General features: G+C 41.5%; 9 protein-coding genes. All 9 read right to left on the minus strand.

The features are described from left to right. Nucleotides 1–75: 75 nt before the first annotated feature. Nucleotides 76–2,280 carry an ATP-binding response regulator gene (locus BCY91_RS10815; RefSeq protein WP_120181974.1) on the minus strand — a complete coding sequence of 735 codons (2,205 nt, stop codon included), beginning with the start codon at nucleotides 2,278–2,280 and terminating at the stop codon, nucleotides 76–78. Nucleotides 2,281–2,287: 7 nt separating this feature from the next. After that, nucleotides 2,288–2,863 carry a GNAT family N-acetyltransferase gene (locus BCY91_RS10820; RefSeq protein WP_120181975.1) on the minus strand — a complete coding sequence of 192 codons (576 nt, stop codon included), beginning with the start codon at nucleotides 2,861–2,863 and terminating at the stop codon, nucleotides 2,288–2,290. 244 nt (nucleotides 2,864–3,107) lie between these two features. Beyond that, the gene (locus BCY91_RS10825; protein WP_120181976.1) at nucleotides 3,108–4,352 is read right to left on the minus strand and encodes an MFS transporter; all 1,245 of its coding nucleotides are present in this window, start codon (nucleotides 4,350–4,352) and stop codon (nucleotides 3,108–3,110) included. 75 nt (nucleotides 4,353–4,427) lie between these two features. Further along, nucleotides 4,428–5,627 (minus strand): efflux RND transporter periplasmic adaptor subunit, encoded by a 1,200-nt coding sequence (locus BCY91_RS10830; protein ID WP_120181977.1) that lies wholly within the window; start codon nucleotides 5,625–5,627, stop codon nucleotides 4,428–4,430. Nucleotides 5,628–5,651: 24 nt separating this feature from the next. After that, nucleotides 5,652–10,052 carry a CusA/CzcA family heavy metal efflux RND transporter gene (locus BCY91_RS10835; RefSeq protein WP_120181978.1) on the minus strand — a complete coding sequence of 1,467 codons (4,401 nt, stop codon included), beginning with the start codon at nucleotides 10,050–10,052 and terminating at the stop codon, nucleotides 5,652–5,654. Between the two features lie 217 nt (nucleotides 10,053–10,269). Continuing rightward, nucleotides 10,270–10,665 carry a hypothetical protein gene (locus tag BCY91_RS10840; RefSeq protein WP_120181979.1) on the minus strand — a complete coding sequence of 132 codons (396 nt, stop codon included), beginning with the start codon at nucleotides 10,663–10,665 and terminating at the stop codon, nucleotides 10,270–10,272. 136 nt (nucleotides 10,666–10,801) lie between these two features. After that, nucleotides 10,802–12,859, minus strand: a complete 2,058-nt coding sequence (locus tag BCY91_RS10845) for a heavy metal translocating P-type ATPase (protein WP_120181980.1) — start codon at nucleotides 12,857–12,859, stop codon at nucleotides 10,802–10,804. A 15-nt stretch (nucleotides 12,860–12,874) separates the two neighbouring features. Continuing rightward, the gene (locus BCY91_RS17615; protein ID WP_182995360.1) at nucleotides 12,875–13,051 is read right to left on the minus strand and encodes a hypothetical protein; all 177 of its coding nucleotides are present in this window, start codon (nucleotides 13,049–13,051) and stop codon (nucleotides 12,875–12,877) included. A 46-nt stretch (nucleotides 13,052–13,097) separates the two neighbouring features. Further along, the gene (locus tag BCY91_RS10850; protein ID WP_120181981.1) at nucleotides 13,098–14,318 is read right to left on the minus strand and encodes an efflux RND transporter periplasmic adaptor subunit; all 1,221 of its coding nucleotides are present in this window, start codon (nucleotides 14,316–14,318) and stop codon (nucleotides 13,098–13,100) included. Nucleotides 14,319–14,326 lie beyond the last annotated feature (8 nt).

Consider the following 14,326-nt stretch of genomic DNA (forward strand, 5'->3'; position numbering starts at 1 on the left):
GGTATGATGCGCAAACCTATACGGCTTTTCTACTATTTTCGTACGCAATTAATAGTAAATCAACGATTTGTAGCCTCATTTGCTTAGCTTATTTATAAGCTCTATTTTATTTGAAACTTCTGCCTTCTCGAAGATGTTCTGGATATGTTTTGTTACGGTCTTTTCGGAAATGAATAGCTCTTTAGCTATATCCCTGTAAGTTTTCCCTTTAAAAATCAGCCGGGCTACTTCCTTTTCGCGGGATGTGAGTTGAAATAATTTACTGTTTTGCTCAAACTGCGAATAGGAAGATTGGGCCATATTGTCAGCTTCCTGGCCTTTGCCCTTTTTTAAGGCAGCAATGGATGTGTTGAGTATCGCCTTTTGCTGCTTTACAATATTATCAAGTATGGTTTCAATTTTCTGGCTTAATTCCTCAAATGAAAACGGCTTAGAAATGAAGTCAATTGCCCCAAGCCGCAAACCCTTCAAGCGGTCGGTAGGAGTGGATTTAGCAGTTAAAAATATAATGGGTATGTGACTATATTTATCTTGTTCTAATAGAGCTTTTGCGAAAGCATAGCCGTCCATTTTGTCCATCATGACATCAGATAGTATCAGATCTGGCATCACAGGCATTCCAAATAGTTTTTTTAATGCTTCGGAGCCGTTATAAGCAACAAATACATTGTAGCTAATCCGAAGTTTGTTTGAAAGAAAATTAGTCATCGCAACGTTATCCTCTACCAGCAATATTGTTCTTTTTTTCGTATCATAATCACTATCAGTTACTTCATTATAATTGAAGCTATAATTGAGTTTATTTAAGGTATTTGCTTCTTTCACAGGTTTGTCCATTTCTGTGGGCTTATACCTGGGTAGTGTAATGATAACCTTTGTGCCACGCATTTTAGTCGGATTACTTTCAATTAATACGGTGCCACCAATACCTTCAACTACTTTCTTTACTATTGGTAAGCCAAGACCCATGCCTTGCAGACTGGTATTTTTATGTCCGATCTGATAATAGGGCTCAAAAATATTCTTTTGCAAATCTTCCGCAATACCAATGCCTGTGTCCACTACAGAAAAGACTATCTCATCATCGCAACCAGTTAATGAGATAACCACTTCTCCGTCCGGATCTGTAAATTTAATGGCGTTCTCTACAATATTATTTACTATACGGTAAATTGCATTGGGATCGGCTTTGACAAAAATATTCTCATCTATACATGTTGAACATTCGATCTTATGTTTTCCACAATAGTGCTTGAACAAAGGAAGGCTGTCCTGAAGGATGCCGCTGAAATCAGAAACCTGATTATTCTTATAGGCATCAAGTCCTTTCGTAAATCGCTCTATGTCGAACAAGTTGATTACGTCAGCAGTCAGCTTATCTACGCCACCCTTTATAACATCCAATTCTTCTCCAGTACCATATTTACTGATATATTCATCCAGATAATTTTTTATCAACGTCAGAGGTGTTTTAGTCTCATGAACAAGGTTGACAAAATTATTCGTTTTCTGTTCATTGATTTTTTCCAGATCCTTAGTGCGTTTATCAACTTCGTCCTTAAGATCAGCATTCCAACTTCTCAGCCGCTGCTCTGATTCTATCAGTTTTTCATGCTCAGTTCTTACCATCTGTATATGTCTTGTCACCTGTAATCCAAACAATAACAGGAAGCCTATATTCGTGATTGATGCCTCAACTGCCTGACCTAAATCAAAGTAAGTGATTATTGGCAAGCCTATCCATGGTGTCAGGCTAAACAGCAATACGACCATTTCCTGCCGGGCCTCTATGCTTGAAAAATCATGATTGTACTTGTAGCGGATAGCCTTTCCTAAAGAGATAATTACCCATATGGCATACAGGACGGGAATGATAAGCAGATTTTGTGCATCCTTCAAATCTCCGGTAAACCAAAATACGAACACAAAAATGCAATAAGGCAAAATCAGGAACAGATAAACGCCCTTATAAACGTGAAATTTCAGCTTTGTCAAGCCGAAGGCTTTATATACATAATACGGAAAGTAGCAGGGCGTAATGAAACCAGTGGCATATGCAATCACTTCCTGTACAAAAAATGATCCCGGCAGTTTGGGATCGGGAAGCAGACCTCCCGTAATATTATAGGTTATAAGGAGAAAAATAAGGATCAGGTTAAGCGTAGTGGTCTTATCATCTGGCCGGGCTAAACGAAATATTGCCAGATAGAAAAAGATAACTATTTCTATGCTCACAAAAAGAAATGTGACAATGTGCATTTGTGTTCCAAATACCAGCATTGTCTTTCTATTTTACATCTCTCTTGAAGAAGTACAGATGGTATGTCAAATCCTGTTCATTGTATACTTCAAATCCAAATTTTTCATACCAAGGTAAATTCTTGACAGTTGAGGTTTCCAGATAGATAGGGCGAGTATTGCTATTGCTGAAGTCAACAACTTCTTGAAGTAGCTTACTGCCGATTCCCCGGCCTTGCGAATCGGGATCAACGCCGATAAACCATAAGTAAAGCATCGGTATCTTAGGCTGTATGCTGCCTATCAACTTTTCTCTTTTTAAAGTCTTACTTATATTGCCTAAGCCAACAGCTTGAAGGATAAGTTTTATATCCAGCAATGTCGATTTTAAGGTGGACTTCTTTTTGTCTGGATAAACAATGAGCGCACATGCTTTACTATCATCGGATAAGAACACATCCCCAAATAAATAGCAGACTTCAAAGGAATAATCCATTAGGGCTTTAATTCTTTCAATCCTTTTTGCATCTTGTTTTACGATGTAGTTCACACTCTGATTTGATTCAAACGATTTGGTAAGAATGTCAACTATCAGATCCTTGTCGGTGTATTGTGCCTTTTTCATAAAATTTTTGTTTAAATGATTATTTATGTATGGTATTTACTGATATTCCAGAGAGGAAATAGGTCGCTAACAGAAGTGCAATGAAGCCTATGACCAAGAGAGCAATGATAATCACACGCCTCATTGATATTTTTTTAGGTACTAATACTGCCTTTTTCTTGACCTTCATAATTGTGATTTTTCACTTCATTAGATTGCTCCTTTTTTTGCAATGAGGTATATCTGCTTAGACCCCGTTTATTATTCAAGAAGTGTTGATGGATTGTTTAGGTTTGAAAAACACATAGGCTATAATAAGTAGAGCCATTGCCATCATCCCGCCATAAAGAAAATTATCATTGGGAAATTTACTTCCGAAGTATCCTGCAATTGGATAGGCAATAGCCCACCATAAGTGCGAGAACGCGAAATGTGAACCATATACCTTTCCCTGCTCTTGATCTGCTATATTCTCTCCGATAAGTGTTTCGGATGGTATTTCGGCAAGGCTTTGTCCTAAGCCTGCAAACACCCACAGTCCTAAAAGGAATGAAAAATTCAGGTAATTGGCAGCGCTTATAGCCAGGGCAAGAATAAAGGCACCGACTACAAGTGATACCTTTCTTGATTTCGATTTGTCGATAGCTCCTGAAACGAATGCAGCTATGGCTGCCCCAATTCCAAACGCTGACATAACCATACCATAATGCCTGTCCGTTAATTGCAACCCGCTTTTTACATGCCCTACGGTATTCACCAATATTTGCGCTCCTGCAATTGCCGATACAAATTCGATAGACAAGGCAAAGCGGATGAGTTTATTTGAGAATAGCAGTCTTGCGCCTTTAGCAACATCCTGCCAGGTAGAAAGTGGTTTAGTATCGGATGATGTTTCTCTGGAATTTTTAATCAAGTGGCCCGGAAGCGTAAGGATTAGGATACCTGCCAGAATAAATGACACCGCATCCACAAAGAAAATCTCTCTCGCTCCCAGCCATATGGCTAATATTCCGGCTAAGCCAGGCCCCAAAACACCCAATAACTGGTAGGTGGCAGTAGACAAACCTATGGCCTGCCTGTAAAGGCCTTTTTCTACTATTGCTGGAATTACGGTTCGGTAGGTGGGCGTAAAAAAGGCGTTGAAAACATTCAGCAAAAATACCAGCACATAAATCTGCCATTCTGCGGTAACAAAAGGAAGACAGGCAACAATTCCCATTCGCAAAAAATGCGTGATATACAATATTTTCTTCCGGTCTATACGGTCTGCCAACACTCCGGCAAAAGGTGAGAATATAATGAAAGCCACTACGCGAAGGGTAAGTGCGGATGCTAAGATTACGGCTGACCGATCTTTGCCAAACTGGTAGGAAATTAAAGCAAGGCCCACCCATGTAAAAGCATCTCCCAACAGACTAATGGTCTGTGCCAAATAAAGTCTGGCGAATAATTTATTGCGCAGGGCATGAAACGGCTCTGACAATTCGTGTAATAATTTTTTTAGTTCCATTTCATGATGCATTAATTAATCATAGCATAAACCTAAATCAACAAGGCTGACCGTTTCCGATCAGCCTTGGTTTATCTATTCCGATTCTTCCATATTCTTTAAGGCAGATAAAATGGCATAAGCATTTTTTACTACCACGTCAACTTTCTGAATGTCCATACCTTCAGGGAAGGTTACAGCAGTATATCCTTCTTGTTCGGCACCTCTTTTTACCTGCTCCAGTTGAAATATATATCTGTCTGAAGACTTCTCTGTTTGGAAGACCAAATAGTCTTTGCCTTCTAATTGGACTAATGCTTCGGAAGGAATGGCATACTGTTTCTCAGCCCCTGTTTCAATCCAGGCTTTTATGTACATTCCGGGAAGAAGGCCGGAATTAGCGCCATTCGTTAAGTGACAGTGAACAGGCACAACCCGGTCATCTCCGGTCGTTTGCCCGATCAGGAACACCTTTGCAGTTCGGTCATAGTTGTTTTCATTAGCCAGCGAAAATTTAACGGTCTGACCTATCTGAAGCTTTGGCAAATCTTTTTCATAGGCATTCAAGGCAAGGTGAATATCATTTTTATTAATGATTTCAAAAAGTGCGTCAGTTGGTGTCGCGTACTTACCAATAGTTACATTGCTATTCTTAATATATCCGCTAATGGGCGCATACAAATTCGCTGTTCGGGTTATTTTTCCAGCCTGCAATGCTGATTTACTTATACCGGCTAATGCGAGTTGCTGCTCAAGGCCACTAATGCGGGCTTGTATAACTTTATAGTCTGACGCTACCTGCTGAAAAGTTTTGGCGGCATTTACATCTTCTTCTCTCAATTTCTGCTGTCGGTTGTATTCCTGTTCCAGGAATTGTAAGCGGCCCTTGCTCTCCAAATATTCCTGCTGCATGGTAATGAACTCAGGGTTTTCGATGGTAGCCAGAACCTGTCCTTTTTTAACGGCCTGCCCCGGCAGTAACCCGGCAGTCCGGATATAACCTCCCAATGGTGCTGATACGATGGCGGTACTCTTAGGTTCTACATCAATAACTCCATTGAGCTTGATGATACTACTCAGGTTCCGCATTTCAACCTTCCCGGTTTCAATGCCGGCCAACCTGTATTGATCTGTAGTAAATGTAATCTGCTTTGATGTGGTGGTGGTCGTATCTGTTGAAGCAGCGCTTTCCACCGCAGTTGCGCTTTTTTCTTGTGTTTGTTTATTCCCGCAAGCGGCCAGAAGGAGAACTGCTGTTAGTATGACCGGGGCGGATTTATAAAATGCTAAATTCATTACTATTTATTTTTTGTATCGTGATTATTTAATGCCTAACAAACTCTCGATTGCAATTACTGATTGGTTGTACTGGTAAAGATTATCCAGGTAATCTGATTGAATACTTATCGCAAGCGTGAGATTTTGAAAGTGCTGTATGTAGGATAGATCGCCGCTTTTAAAACCTTTCTCAGAATTGTCGATAATCAACTCTGCTTGCGGCAATGCCTGCTTCTGATAATAAGTTATTGTATTTTGAAGCTTATAATATTGCTGAACCAGCTTTTGCAATTCGCCCTGAAGGGTTGTTTTGGTCAGCGCAATCTGTGTTTCCGCAATGTTCTCATTAATCTTAGCTGCATTTATTCTGGAGCGATAGCCGCCAGGGAAAACGGGAATGGCTACCCCAAGCTGGTAGAAGGAGAAACGGTCGCTACCAGTAAATGTCCGGTTGACTCCATTGATATTTTGAGTGCCTTTGTACGTTTGACTGCTGTAGCCGAGGATAATATCAGGTAACATCCGGTTTCGTTCAACTTTTGTTTGCTGCTCGTTAATCTTTAGTTCTTGTTGCAGGTATTTAATCAGGGGATTGTTGGCAACTGCACTGCTGTCATCGGGCAGTGTCAAACTTTTGGGAGTTAATTCCGAATCGGCTACACGAATATTATCCGAAGTGTTTAGTAATGTTTGTAATTGCTTTTTTGCAATTTCCAGATCCGCATCATTCTGTTCGATCTTGTTTTTTATCTGCATAGATTGAGCGGAGGATGTTACACTCTCCAGCTTGGTAGATTCGCCCGTTTGATAGCGCAATTTGCTTGATCTATCCAAATTGCTATATATGCTATCCTGATGAAGTAGCAACCTCCTTTTTTCAGTAACATAGAGGTATTGCAGATAGGCAGCTTTTACATCTGCTACCAAGTCATTTTCCTTAATGACTTTATACCGCTTGCTGCTTTCGATTTTCTGGCTTGCAAGTTTTGACTGGCTGCTGTAAAGCGTAGGAAAATCTAACCGTTGCGTAACATTTAGCAGATTATCTTGGATCGTAGGATTACTTACTACCCCCTGGGTATAAGACAGATCAGTTTTCGGAATAGTAATAGCGCCACGTTTTAAAGATTGCTGCAAATCAACCTGGTATTGAGCGATCTTAATACTATTGTTATTCCTTAATGCTTCATCAATTGCTTCCTGTAGGGTGAGCTTACGATCCTGTGGCAGACTAACATCCTGTGCCCGGACTTGCATAGATGGTATCAAAAGGCTCGCAAATACCAGTAAAGAAGTAATGGTGGTAACCTTTTTCTTCAGTTTAACCTTACCTGTTGTAAAATAGATATACAGAACAGGCAATACGATAAGTGTTAGGAGCGTAGCGGAAATCAGTCCGCCAATAACGACCGTAGCTAAGGGCCGTTGTACCTCGGCTCCGGAAGTAGTGGAAATGGCCATCGGCAGAAAGCCTAATGAGGCTACCGTAGCCGTCATTAATACCGGCCTTAGTCGTACACGAGTTCCTTTTAACACCCGTTGATAGATATCATCAACGCCTTCTTTGGCAAGCCGGTTAAACTCCGCTATCAGTACAATGCCATTTAATACTGCTACACCAAACAATGCGATAAAGCCCACACCGGCTGAAATACTGAAAGGCATCCCTCTTACCAGTAAGGCAAAAACACCTCCGATGGCAGATAATGGGATAGCAGTAAAAATCAGTAGACTTTGTTTAACCGATCCGAATGTAAAGTAGAGTAGCAGCAATATAAGCAACAAGGCAACGGGTACAGCTATTGCCAATCGCTGCGTAGCTTCTTTTAAATTTTGGAACTGCCCGCCGTAAGTAACATAGTAACCGGCTGGTAATTCGACTTTAGACCCGATAATTTCCTGTATGTCACTTACAATGCTTTGAACATCGCGGTTCCTCACGTTAAACCCTATTGTAATCCTCCTTTTAGCATTATCCCTTTGAATTTGAACAGGACCGGGTTTATAAGAGATCGAGGCCACTTCGCTAAGCGGGATCTGCTGACCTGAAGGAGTGCTGACATACAGATTGCTTACGTCGGTAATATCGGTGCGGTAAGCACTGTCCAGCCTCACAACCAAGTCAAATCGCCGTTCGCCTTCATATACTAAACCAGCAGATTGACCTGCAAAGGCAGTTTCAATGGCGTTATTAATATCTTCTACATTCATAGCATATTGGGCAATTTTATCACGGTTGAATTGAATCTGGATTTGCGGCAAACCGGTTACCTGTTCGACGTATAAATCCTCCACACCGTCAACAGATTTTATCTTTCGTCCAACATCACTTGCCAGGTCTGATAATATATTGAGGTCTTCTCCGTAGATTTTGATAACCACGTCCTGTTTTGCACCTGTAAGCAGTTCGTTAAAGCGCATCTGGATAGGCTGCTGAAAGCTGAATGTGGCGTTTGGAATAACAGAAAGCGACTGCTGCATTTTTTGTATCAGTTCCTCCCTTGTTTCTGCACTTGTCCACTCTTTTTTAGGCTTTAGAATAACCATCATGTCTCCGGCTTCTATCGGCATCGGGTCAGTTGGAATTTCACCGGAACCTATTTTATTTACGACCTGGAGAACTTCCGGGTAATTTTTCAGAATAATGGTCTGTGCTTTTTGCGAAACATCTATCATTTGTTGAATGGAGCTTCCTACCGGCACCCTGGTTTCCACTGCAAAATCACCTTCATCAAGTTGAGGGATAAATTCGCCACCCATGCGGGAAAAGGTAATTAACGTAATGACAAAAAGAACGATGGCGATTGTTACCACCAATAACTTTTTATGAATAGCGGTTTCGATAACCGGCCGGTAAACACGCTGGAAAAAGTTCATCATCCGGTCTGAAAAATTAGGTTTATGCGTTGTTTTACGGCTTAGACCCAGCGCAGACATCATCGGCACATAGGTAAGTGACAATAAGAAGGCGCCTAAAATGGCAAAGGACACGGTTTGAGCCATTGGTTTGAACATTTTACCTTCTACACCCACCAGTGCCCAAAGAGGCAGGTAAACGATCAAAATGATAATTTGGCCGAAAGCCGCAGAACTCATCATCTTTCCCGCTGACTCACGGACTTCCGCGTCCATTTGAGAAGAAGATAATTTTGCTACGCCCTGATAATGATTTTTACTTTGGGTAATGCGGTGCATGACCGCTTCCACAATAATGACCGCTCCATCTACTATTAACCCAAAATCAATAGCACCCAAGCTCATCAGGTTACCTGATACGCCGAAGAGGTTCATCATGGCCACGGCGAATAGCATCGAAAGCGGGATCACGGAAGCCACCACCAGACCGCCGCGTAAATTCCCAAGGAATAAAATGAGTACGAAGATGACAATTAAGGCACCTTCTGCTAAGTTTTTAGTTACGGTGGCAATGGCACTGTCTACCAACTTTTTCCTGTCCAGGTAAGGCTCTATCGTAACGCCTTCCGGTAATGTCTTTTTAATTTGCTCAATCTTTTCTTTTACGTTGGTGATAACTTCCGAAGAATTGGCTCCTTTTAACATCATCACAATGCCGGTAACTACTTCACCTTCTCCGTTACGCGTGGCCGCACCATAACGTACTCCATGCCCAAACTGAACTTTTGCTACATCACGGATAAGTACCGGCGTTCCGTTATCATTCGCTTTGATTACAATTTTGTTAAGCTCGTCCAGGTTCTTAATCAACCCTTCGCTGCGGATAAAATAAGCGTTAGGATTCTTATCAATATATGCGCCGCCTGTATTCTGATTGTTTTTTTGGAGTGCAGTAAAAATATCGGTGATGGTAACCCCCATGCTTCTGAGCTTATCGGGGTCAATGGCAATTTCATACTGCTTTACAAATCCTCCGAATCCGCTTACTTCCGCGACCCCCGGGGTGCCCAATAACTGGCGTTTAATGATCCAGTCTTGTATGGTTCGCAACTCAGTAGCATCATACTTATTTTCATATCCCTTTTCAGGATGTACCACATATTGGTAAATTTCGCCGAGGCCTGTCGTAACCGGGGCCATTTCCGGTTTCCCGATGCCTTCAGGAATGTCTTTTGCTGCAAGCGTAAGCCGCTCCTGGACCTGCTGCCTGCCCCAATATAAGTCCACATTTTCTTCAAAAACAACGGTAACTATAGAAAGCCCGAAACGGGAAAAGGAGCGCATGTCCTTAATCCCTGGAATACTCACCATCGTCTGCTCTACAGGAAAGGTTACCAATTGCTCCACTTCCTGCGCCGCCAGAGTCGGCGATACCGTGATGATCATTACCTGATTGTCGGTAATGTCAGGAACTGCATCTATGGGGAGTTTCGTTAAAGAGTACGTACCCCAACCGATTAAGGCGAGGGTAAATAGTCCGATAAGAAGTTTATTCTTTATCGAAAATTGAATGATTTTATCTAACATTAGTAGTTATAGAATTAAAAGCTATAAAAGGTATTGACAGCAGATTTCAGGAGCCGTGTACATATCATTATTTAGCCACACAACTAATAATGATATACAGTTACCTTAAGAAATATTGATCAGAGACAACTTTGTACGCCTGAAAAGCGCATAGATCAATTAAAGATGTCAAATAAAAATTTGACACCTAAACAGGCATTAAAAGTTGTAAGAAGAATTAACAGGAAGGGGGACCCCGAAGAAAGGAGGAGCTTGGCTTATAACCCGGTGGTATATTAGCATTGTCCCAAAAACGCTGTTTTTTATAGTTGGCGTACCAAACAAGCGGGTAATCAATAGTGCTTGTAAAAAAAGTGAAATCACTCAGTATCTTGAATTCAAAACCAGCCTTATTCTCAGTAGCGCCTAAATAAACTAAATTTCTCTCAGCTGAACTGTGCTGAAAATAAGAAAAGGCGTTCTCTATATTGCCTAACGCATTATTTGTGGGAGACGGTAATGAAGCAGACTGCGCAGGCGTATGGTCATCATCCACATGAATGTGAGGGACAATATCATGCCCCATCATCACCGTGAGTGATAAAAGAAATGCGATATGCCTGATTATTTTCATTCGATTATAAACACAGAATCTGCCAAATTAGGTGCTAAAATAGCTATTAAATTTTGAAAAACGCCATAGTTTTGAATAAGTTATACAATAATTCTTTGAAATTCGTTTCCGTTTTTGGTATGATATGAAAAAAAAGTCAATTCATACCCGTTTGCTTTTGTTTGTATGCCAACAACCGCAGCCCGTTAAAGACCACTATTAAAGTAGAACCTTCATGCCCAATTACAGCAGGGCCAATTCCTGTTATTCCCAAGACTGTAAGCGGAATAAGGATAGCAACCATGCCCAGGCTAATCCACAGATTTTGCTTGATAATCTTCCGTGATTTTCTGCTTAAGCCAATGGCAAAAGGCAAGTTATTTAATTTATCGGCCATTAGTGCAATATCGGCTGTTTCTAATGCAACATCAGATCCGGCAGCACCCATAGCAATACCTACTGTACTTTTAGCCATAGCGGGAGCATCATTTACGCCATCGCCCACCATCGCGACCTCGCCTTTATTAACGGTGAGATCTTCGATAGATTTTACCTTCTGATCAGGCAGTAAGCCGCCCCAGGCATCGGTTATCCCAATTTGCTTAGCTACAGCTTCTGCTACTTCCTGATTATCTCCCGTCAGCATAATCATCCGCTTAACGCCCAATAACTGTAGTTCTTTTAACGTGTCGGCTGCTTCTTTCCTCGGAACATCCATTAAGGCAATCAGACCGATCACCTGATCGTCCCGCTGGACAATCATCGTTGTATTGCCTTCTTTTTCCAGCTTGTTGACCTGCTCGATAATAGGCTGGGAAATGCTTTTAAACAATTTCTGATTTCCAATGATGATTTTAGCACCGTTCACTTCCGCTTTAACGCCATGCCCGGTAACTGCTTCCAAATTTTGAGCTGAAGGAATATCTTTTTTTAATTTATCTATCCCGCCTTTTACAATAGCGGAAGCCAGTGGATGGTCGCTTAACTTTTCAACGGCTACAGCCAGCTCTAAAACTTCATCTTCCGAAACATTATTAAGGCCCACTACATGGGTCAATTTAGGTTTACCTTCAGTTAGCGTACCCGTCTTATCAAACGCAATTGCAGTTAGTCCACCCAATTCCTCTAAGGGGCCGCCACCTTTTATTAATACGCCGCCTTTAGCTGCTCTGGCAATTCCGCTTAAAACGGCACTGGGTGTAGAGATGGCCAGCGCACACGGACTTGCAGCAACCAATACCGCCATTGCCCGATAAAAACTCTGACTAAAGGGCTCATCTACCACCACAAAAGCAAACAACAAGATCACAACCAGCGCCAATACAGCAGGAACGTAATATTTTTGAAGATTATTTGTAAATAATTGCGTTGGTGATTTTTGCGCTTCTGTATCGTTCACCAGCTTAACCAACCTGGATAGCGTAGAATCTACAGCCAATTTGGTAACCTTCACTTCCAGCACCTGGCTTCCGTTAATAGTTCCCGCAAACACTTTATGCGCTGGTTTTAAGCTGCTGTCATCACTATAATCCTTACCCGGATCGTCCACCGGCGATTTGTCTACCGGAACACTTTCCCCTGTGATCGGAGCCTGGTTTACACTGCTCTCACCTTTGATAACGGCACCGTCTGCAGAAATTTTGCTATTAGGTTTTACGATGATTATATCGTTTAATTTCAGTTCTTCAATAGGCACTTCCTGCTCACCACCATCCTTTTTCAGAATGGCTGTTTTAGGAGCCAGTTCTGCCAGTGCTGCAATGGATTTCCTGGCTTTATTCATTGCGTAATGTTCTAAAGCATGTCCCAGGCTGAACAAAAAGAGCAATAATGCGCCTTCTGCCCATTGGCCCAGGGTGGCCGCACCAACAGCCGCTACCAGCATCAAGAAGTCAATTTCAAAATGACCTTTGATGATACTTTCAAAGGCTTCTTTGGTGGTATAAAATCCTCCAAAAAAATAAGCAATGCAATAGCAGGTCAGACTTATCCAGGCTGGCAAACCTGCAATAAAAGACAAACCAAAGCCAGTGGCGAGAAAAGCACCACAAATGAGACTGAAAATCAGTTCAGTATTCTTTCCAAAGATACCATGTTCATCATGAGATTGTTCGGCATCTTTTTTATTAGTGCTGCCCCCAAGGTGAGGGTCCTTAGCTGTTTCGTTAACGCTAATTTTCCGGTCCGTCACCGGTTTATTTATATTCTTTTTCATAATTGCTTTCGTGTTTTAGCCTTCTAAGTCAAGAAACCATTCCTCAGCCTGCCTTATTCCTTCTTTTAAAGCATCCTGCCGGGTATAATTTTTTTTGATCAGTAGTCCGGAAGCTATTTCTATAGCTTTTTCCCTCACTTTCGGCTTTAAATCTTTTAAATCCGTTTCAAATTCATTGAAAATCTCTTTCATGTTTGGATCAAAACAGCCGGACATTTGCCCGGCTGTATAGTTTAAGTTACTCCTCTTCGCTGTTTTTCAGTTTCGACAATAAGTCGTAAGCTCCTTTTGTAACAACCTTCCCAGAGGCATCTAAATTTTCAGGTAGCTGAACTTCTACATAACCTGCGTCGGAAATACCTGTGGTTACTGGTGTCATTTTGAAATGATAAGTCCGTTCGGCCTGTTCATCTCCATTATTTTTAGTTGACACCGTCTCGTTTTTACTTTCGGTACCTATGAAAATATATTTATTACCTTCAAAGTCTACAACTGCTTGTTCTGGTAAAGCAAGCACTTCATTGCTTCCTGTTTCTATAAAAGCTTTAACATAAGTGCCGGGTATAAAATGTACACTACTGCCATTTGCAACACTATGTACTGTTATGGTCTTGTCAGGATTAATTTCTTTGCCTACCAACTGCACAACGGCCGTTCGTTTCGTAGTGTCATTGGTAAGGGTAAAAAACACTTTCTGGCCGGGGTGAACTTTTACTGCGTCCTTTTCAAACACATTCAACTCTACATGCAAATTTGAGCCGTTTACTATCTCAAACATCACGTCGTTTGGATTTACGAATTTCCCGGTGTTTACATTTACCTTGGTGACATATCCGCTTATAGGGGAATAAATATTGATCTGGCTGCGTATGGTTTGGGCAGTCAGGGTCTGTGAATTAATATTAATCAACCGCAAGCGTTCCTTCAATGCATTAACCTGCGTCAGCGCACTTTGATAATTTGCTTTTGCTTGTTGCAATACCTTTTGGGAATTTACATTTTGCTGCGCAAGTGTTTGCTGCCGCTTATATTCTGCGTCAGTAAGTTCTAGACGGCTTTTGCTTTCAAGATAATCCTGCTGCATGGCCACATATTCCTGATTTTGCAAAACAGCTATTACCTGCCCCTTCTTTACCATGCTGCCCTGTAGTAATGGCGTGGATTTGACAATGCCACCCATTTGGGTGGTTATGCTTACCAGATTTTGCGGGGGAACATCTATGTAACCGTTCACTTTTAGTATTCCACTCAACGGTTTTTTCTCCGGCGAACCTAACGTCAATCCTATCGCTTTTTGTTGTGATTGTGTTAGCTCCACAGAATTTTCCTCTTCCGGGGCCGTTGCCTGCTGCGCTGTTCCGTTTTCTTCTGTCGTTTTCTCGTTCCCACAAGAGGCCAGTAAAACGGCAGCCAGGAATAGATAAGCAATGAGGCCTTTTATTTTTATATATTTTTCCATTTTATGAA

The sequence above is a fragment of the Pelobium manganitolerans genome (genome assembly GCF_003609575.1).
GTDB classification, from domain to species: domain Bacteria; phylum Bacteroidota; class Bacteroidia; order Sphingobacteriales; family Sphingobacteriaceae; genus Pseudopedobacter; species Pseudopedobacter manganitolerans.

What these genes read in the sequence shown, in the direction of transcription:
- BCY91_RS10840 (WP_120181979.1), bottom strand. Translation starts at nt 10,665, where the DNA reads ATGAAAATAATCAGGCATATCGCATTTCTTTTATCACTCACGGTGATG.
- BCY91_RS10835 (WP_120181978.1), bottom strand. Translation starts at nt 10,052, where the DNA reads ATGTTAGATAAAATCATTCAATTTTCGATAAAGAATAAACTTCTTATC.
- BCY91_RS10850 (WP_120181981.1), bottom strand. Translation starts at nt 14,318, where the DNA reads ATGGAAAAATATATAAAAATAAAAGGCCTCATTGCTTATCTATTCCTG.
- BCY91_RS10830 (WP_120181977.1), bottom strand. Translation starts at nt 5,627, where the DNA reads ATGAATTTAGCATTTTATAAATCCGCCCCGGTCATACTAACAGCAGTT.
- BCY91_RS10825 (WP_120181976.1), bottom strand. Translation starts at nt 4,352, where the DNA reads ATGGAACTAAAAAAATTATTACACGAATTGTCAGAGCCGTTTCATGCC.
- BCY91_RS10820 (WP_120181975.1), bottom strand. Translation starts at nt 2,863, where the DNA reads ATGAAAAAGGCACAATACACCGACAAGGATCTGATAGTTGACATTCTT.
- BCY91_RS17615 (WP_182995360.1), bottom strand. Translation starts at nt 13,051, where the DNA reads ATGAAAGAGATTTTCAATGAATTTGAAACGGATTTAAAAGATTTAAAG.
- BCY91_RS10845 (WP_120181980.1), bottom strand. Translation starts at nt 12,859, where the DNA reads ATGAAAAAGAATATAAATAAACCGGTGACGGACCGGAAAATTAGCGTT.
- BCY91_RS10815 (WP_120181974.1), bottom strand. Translation starts at nt 2,280, where the DNA reads ATGCTGGTATTTGGAACACAAATGCACATTGTCACATTTCTTTTTGTG.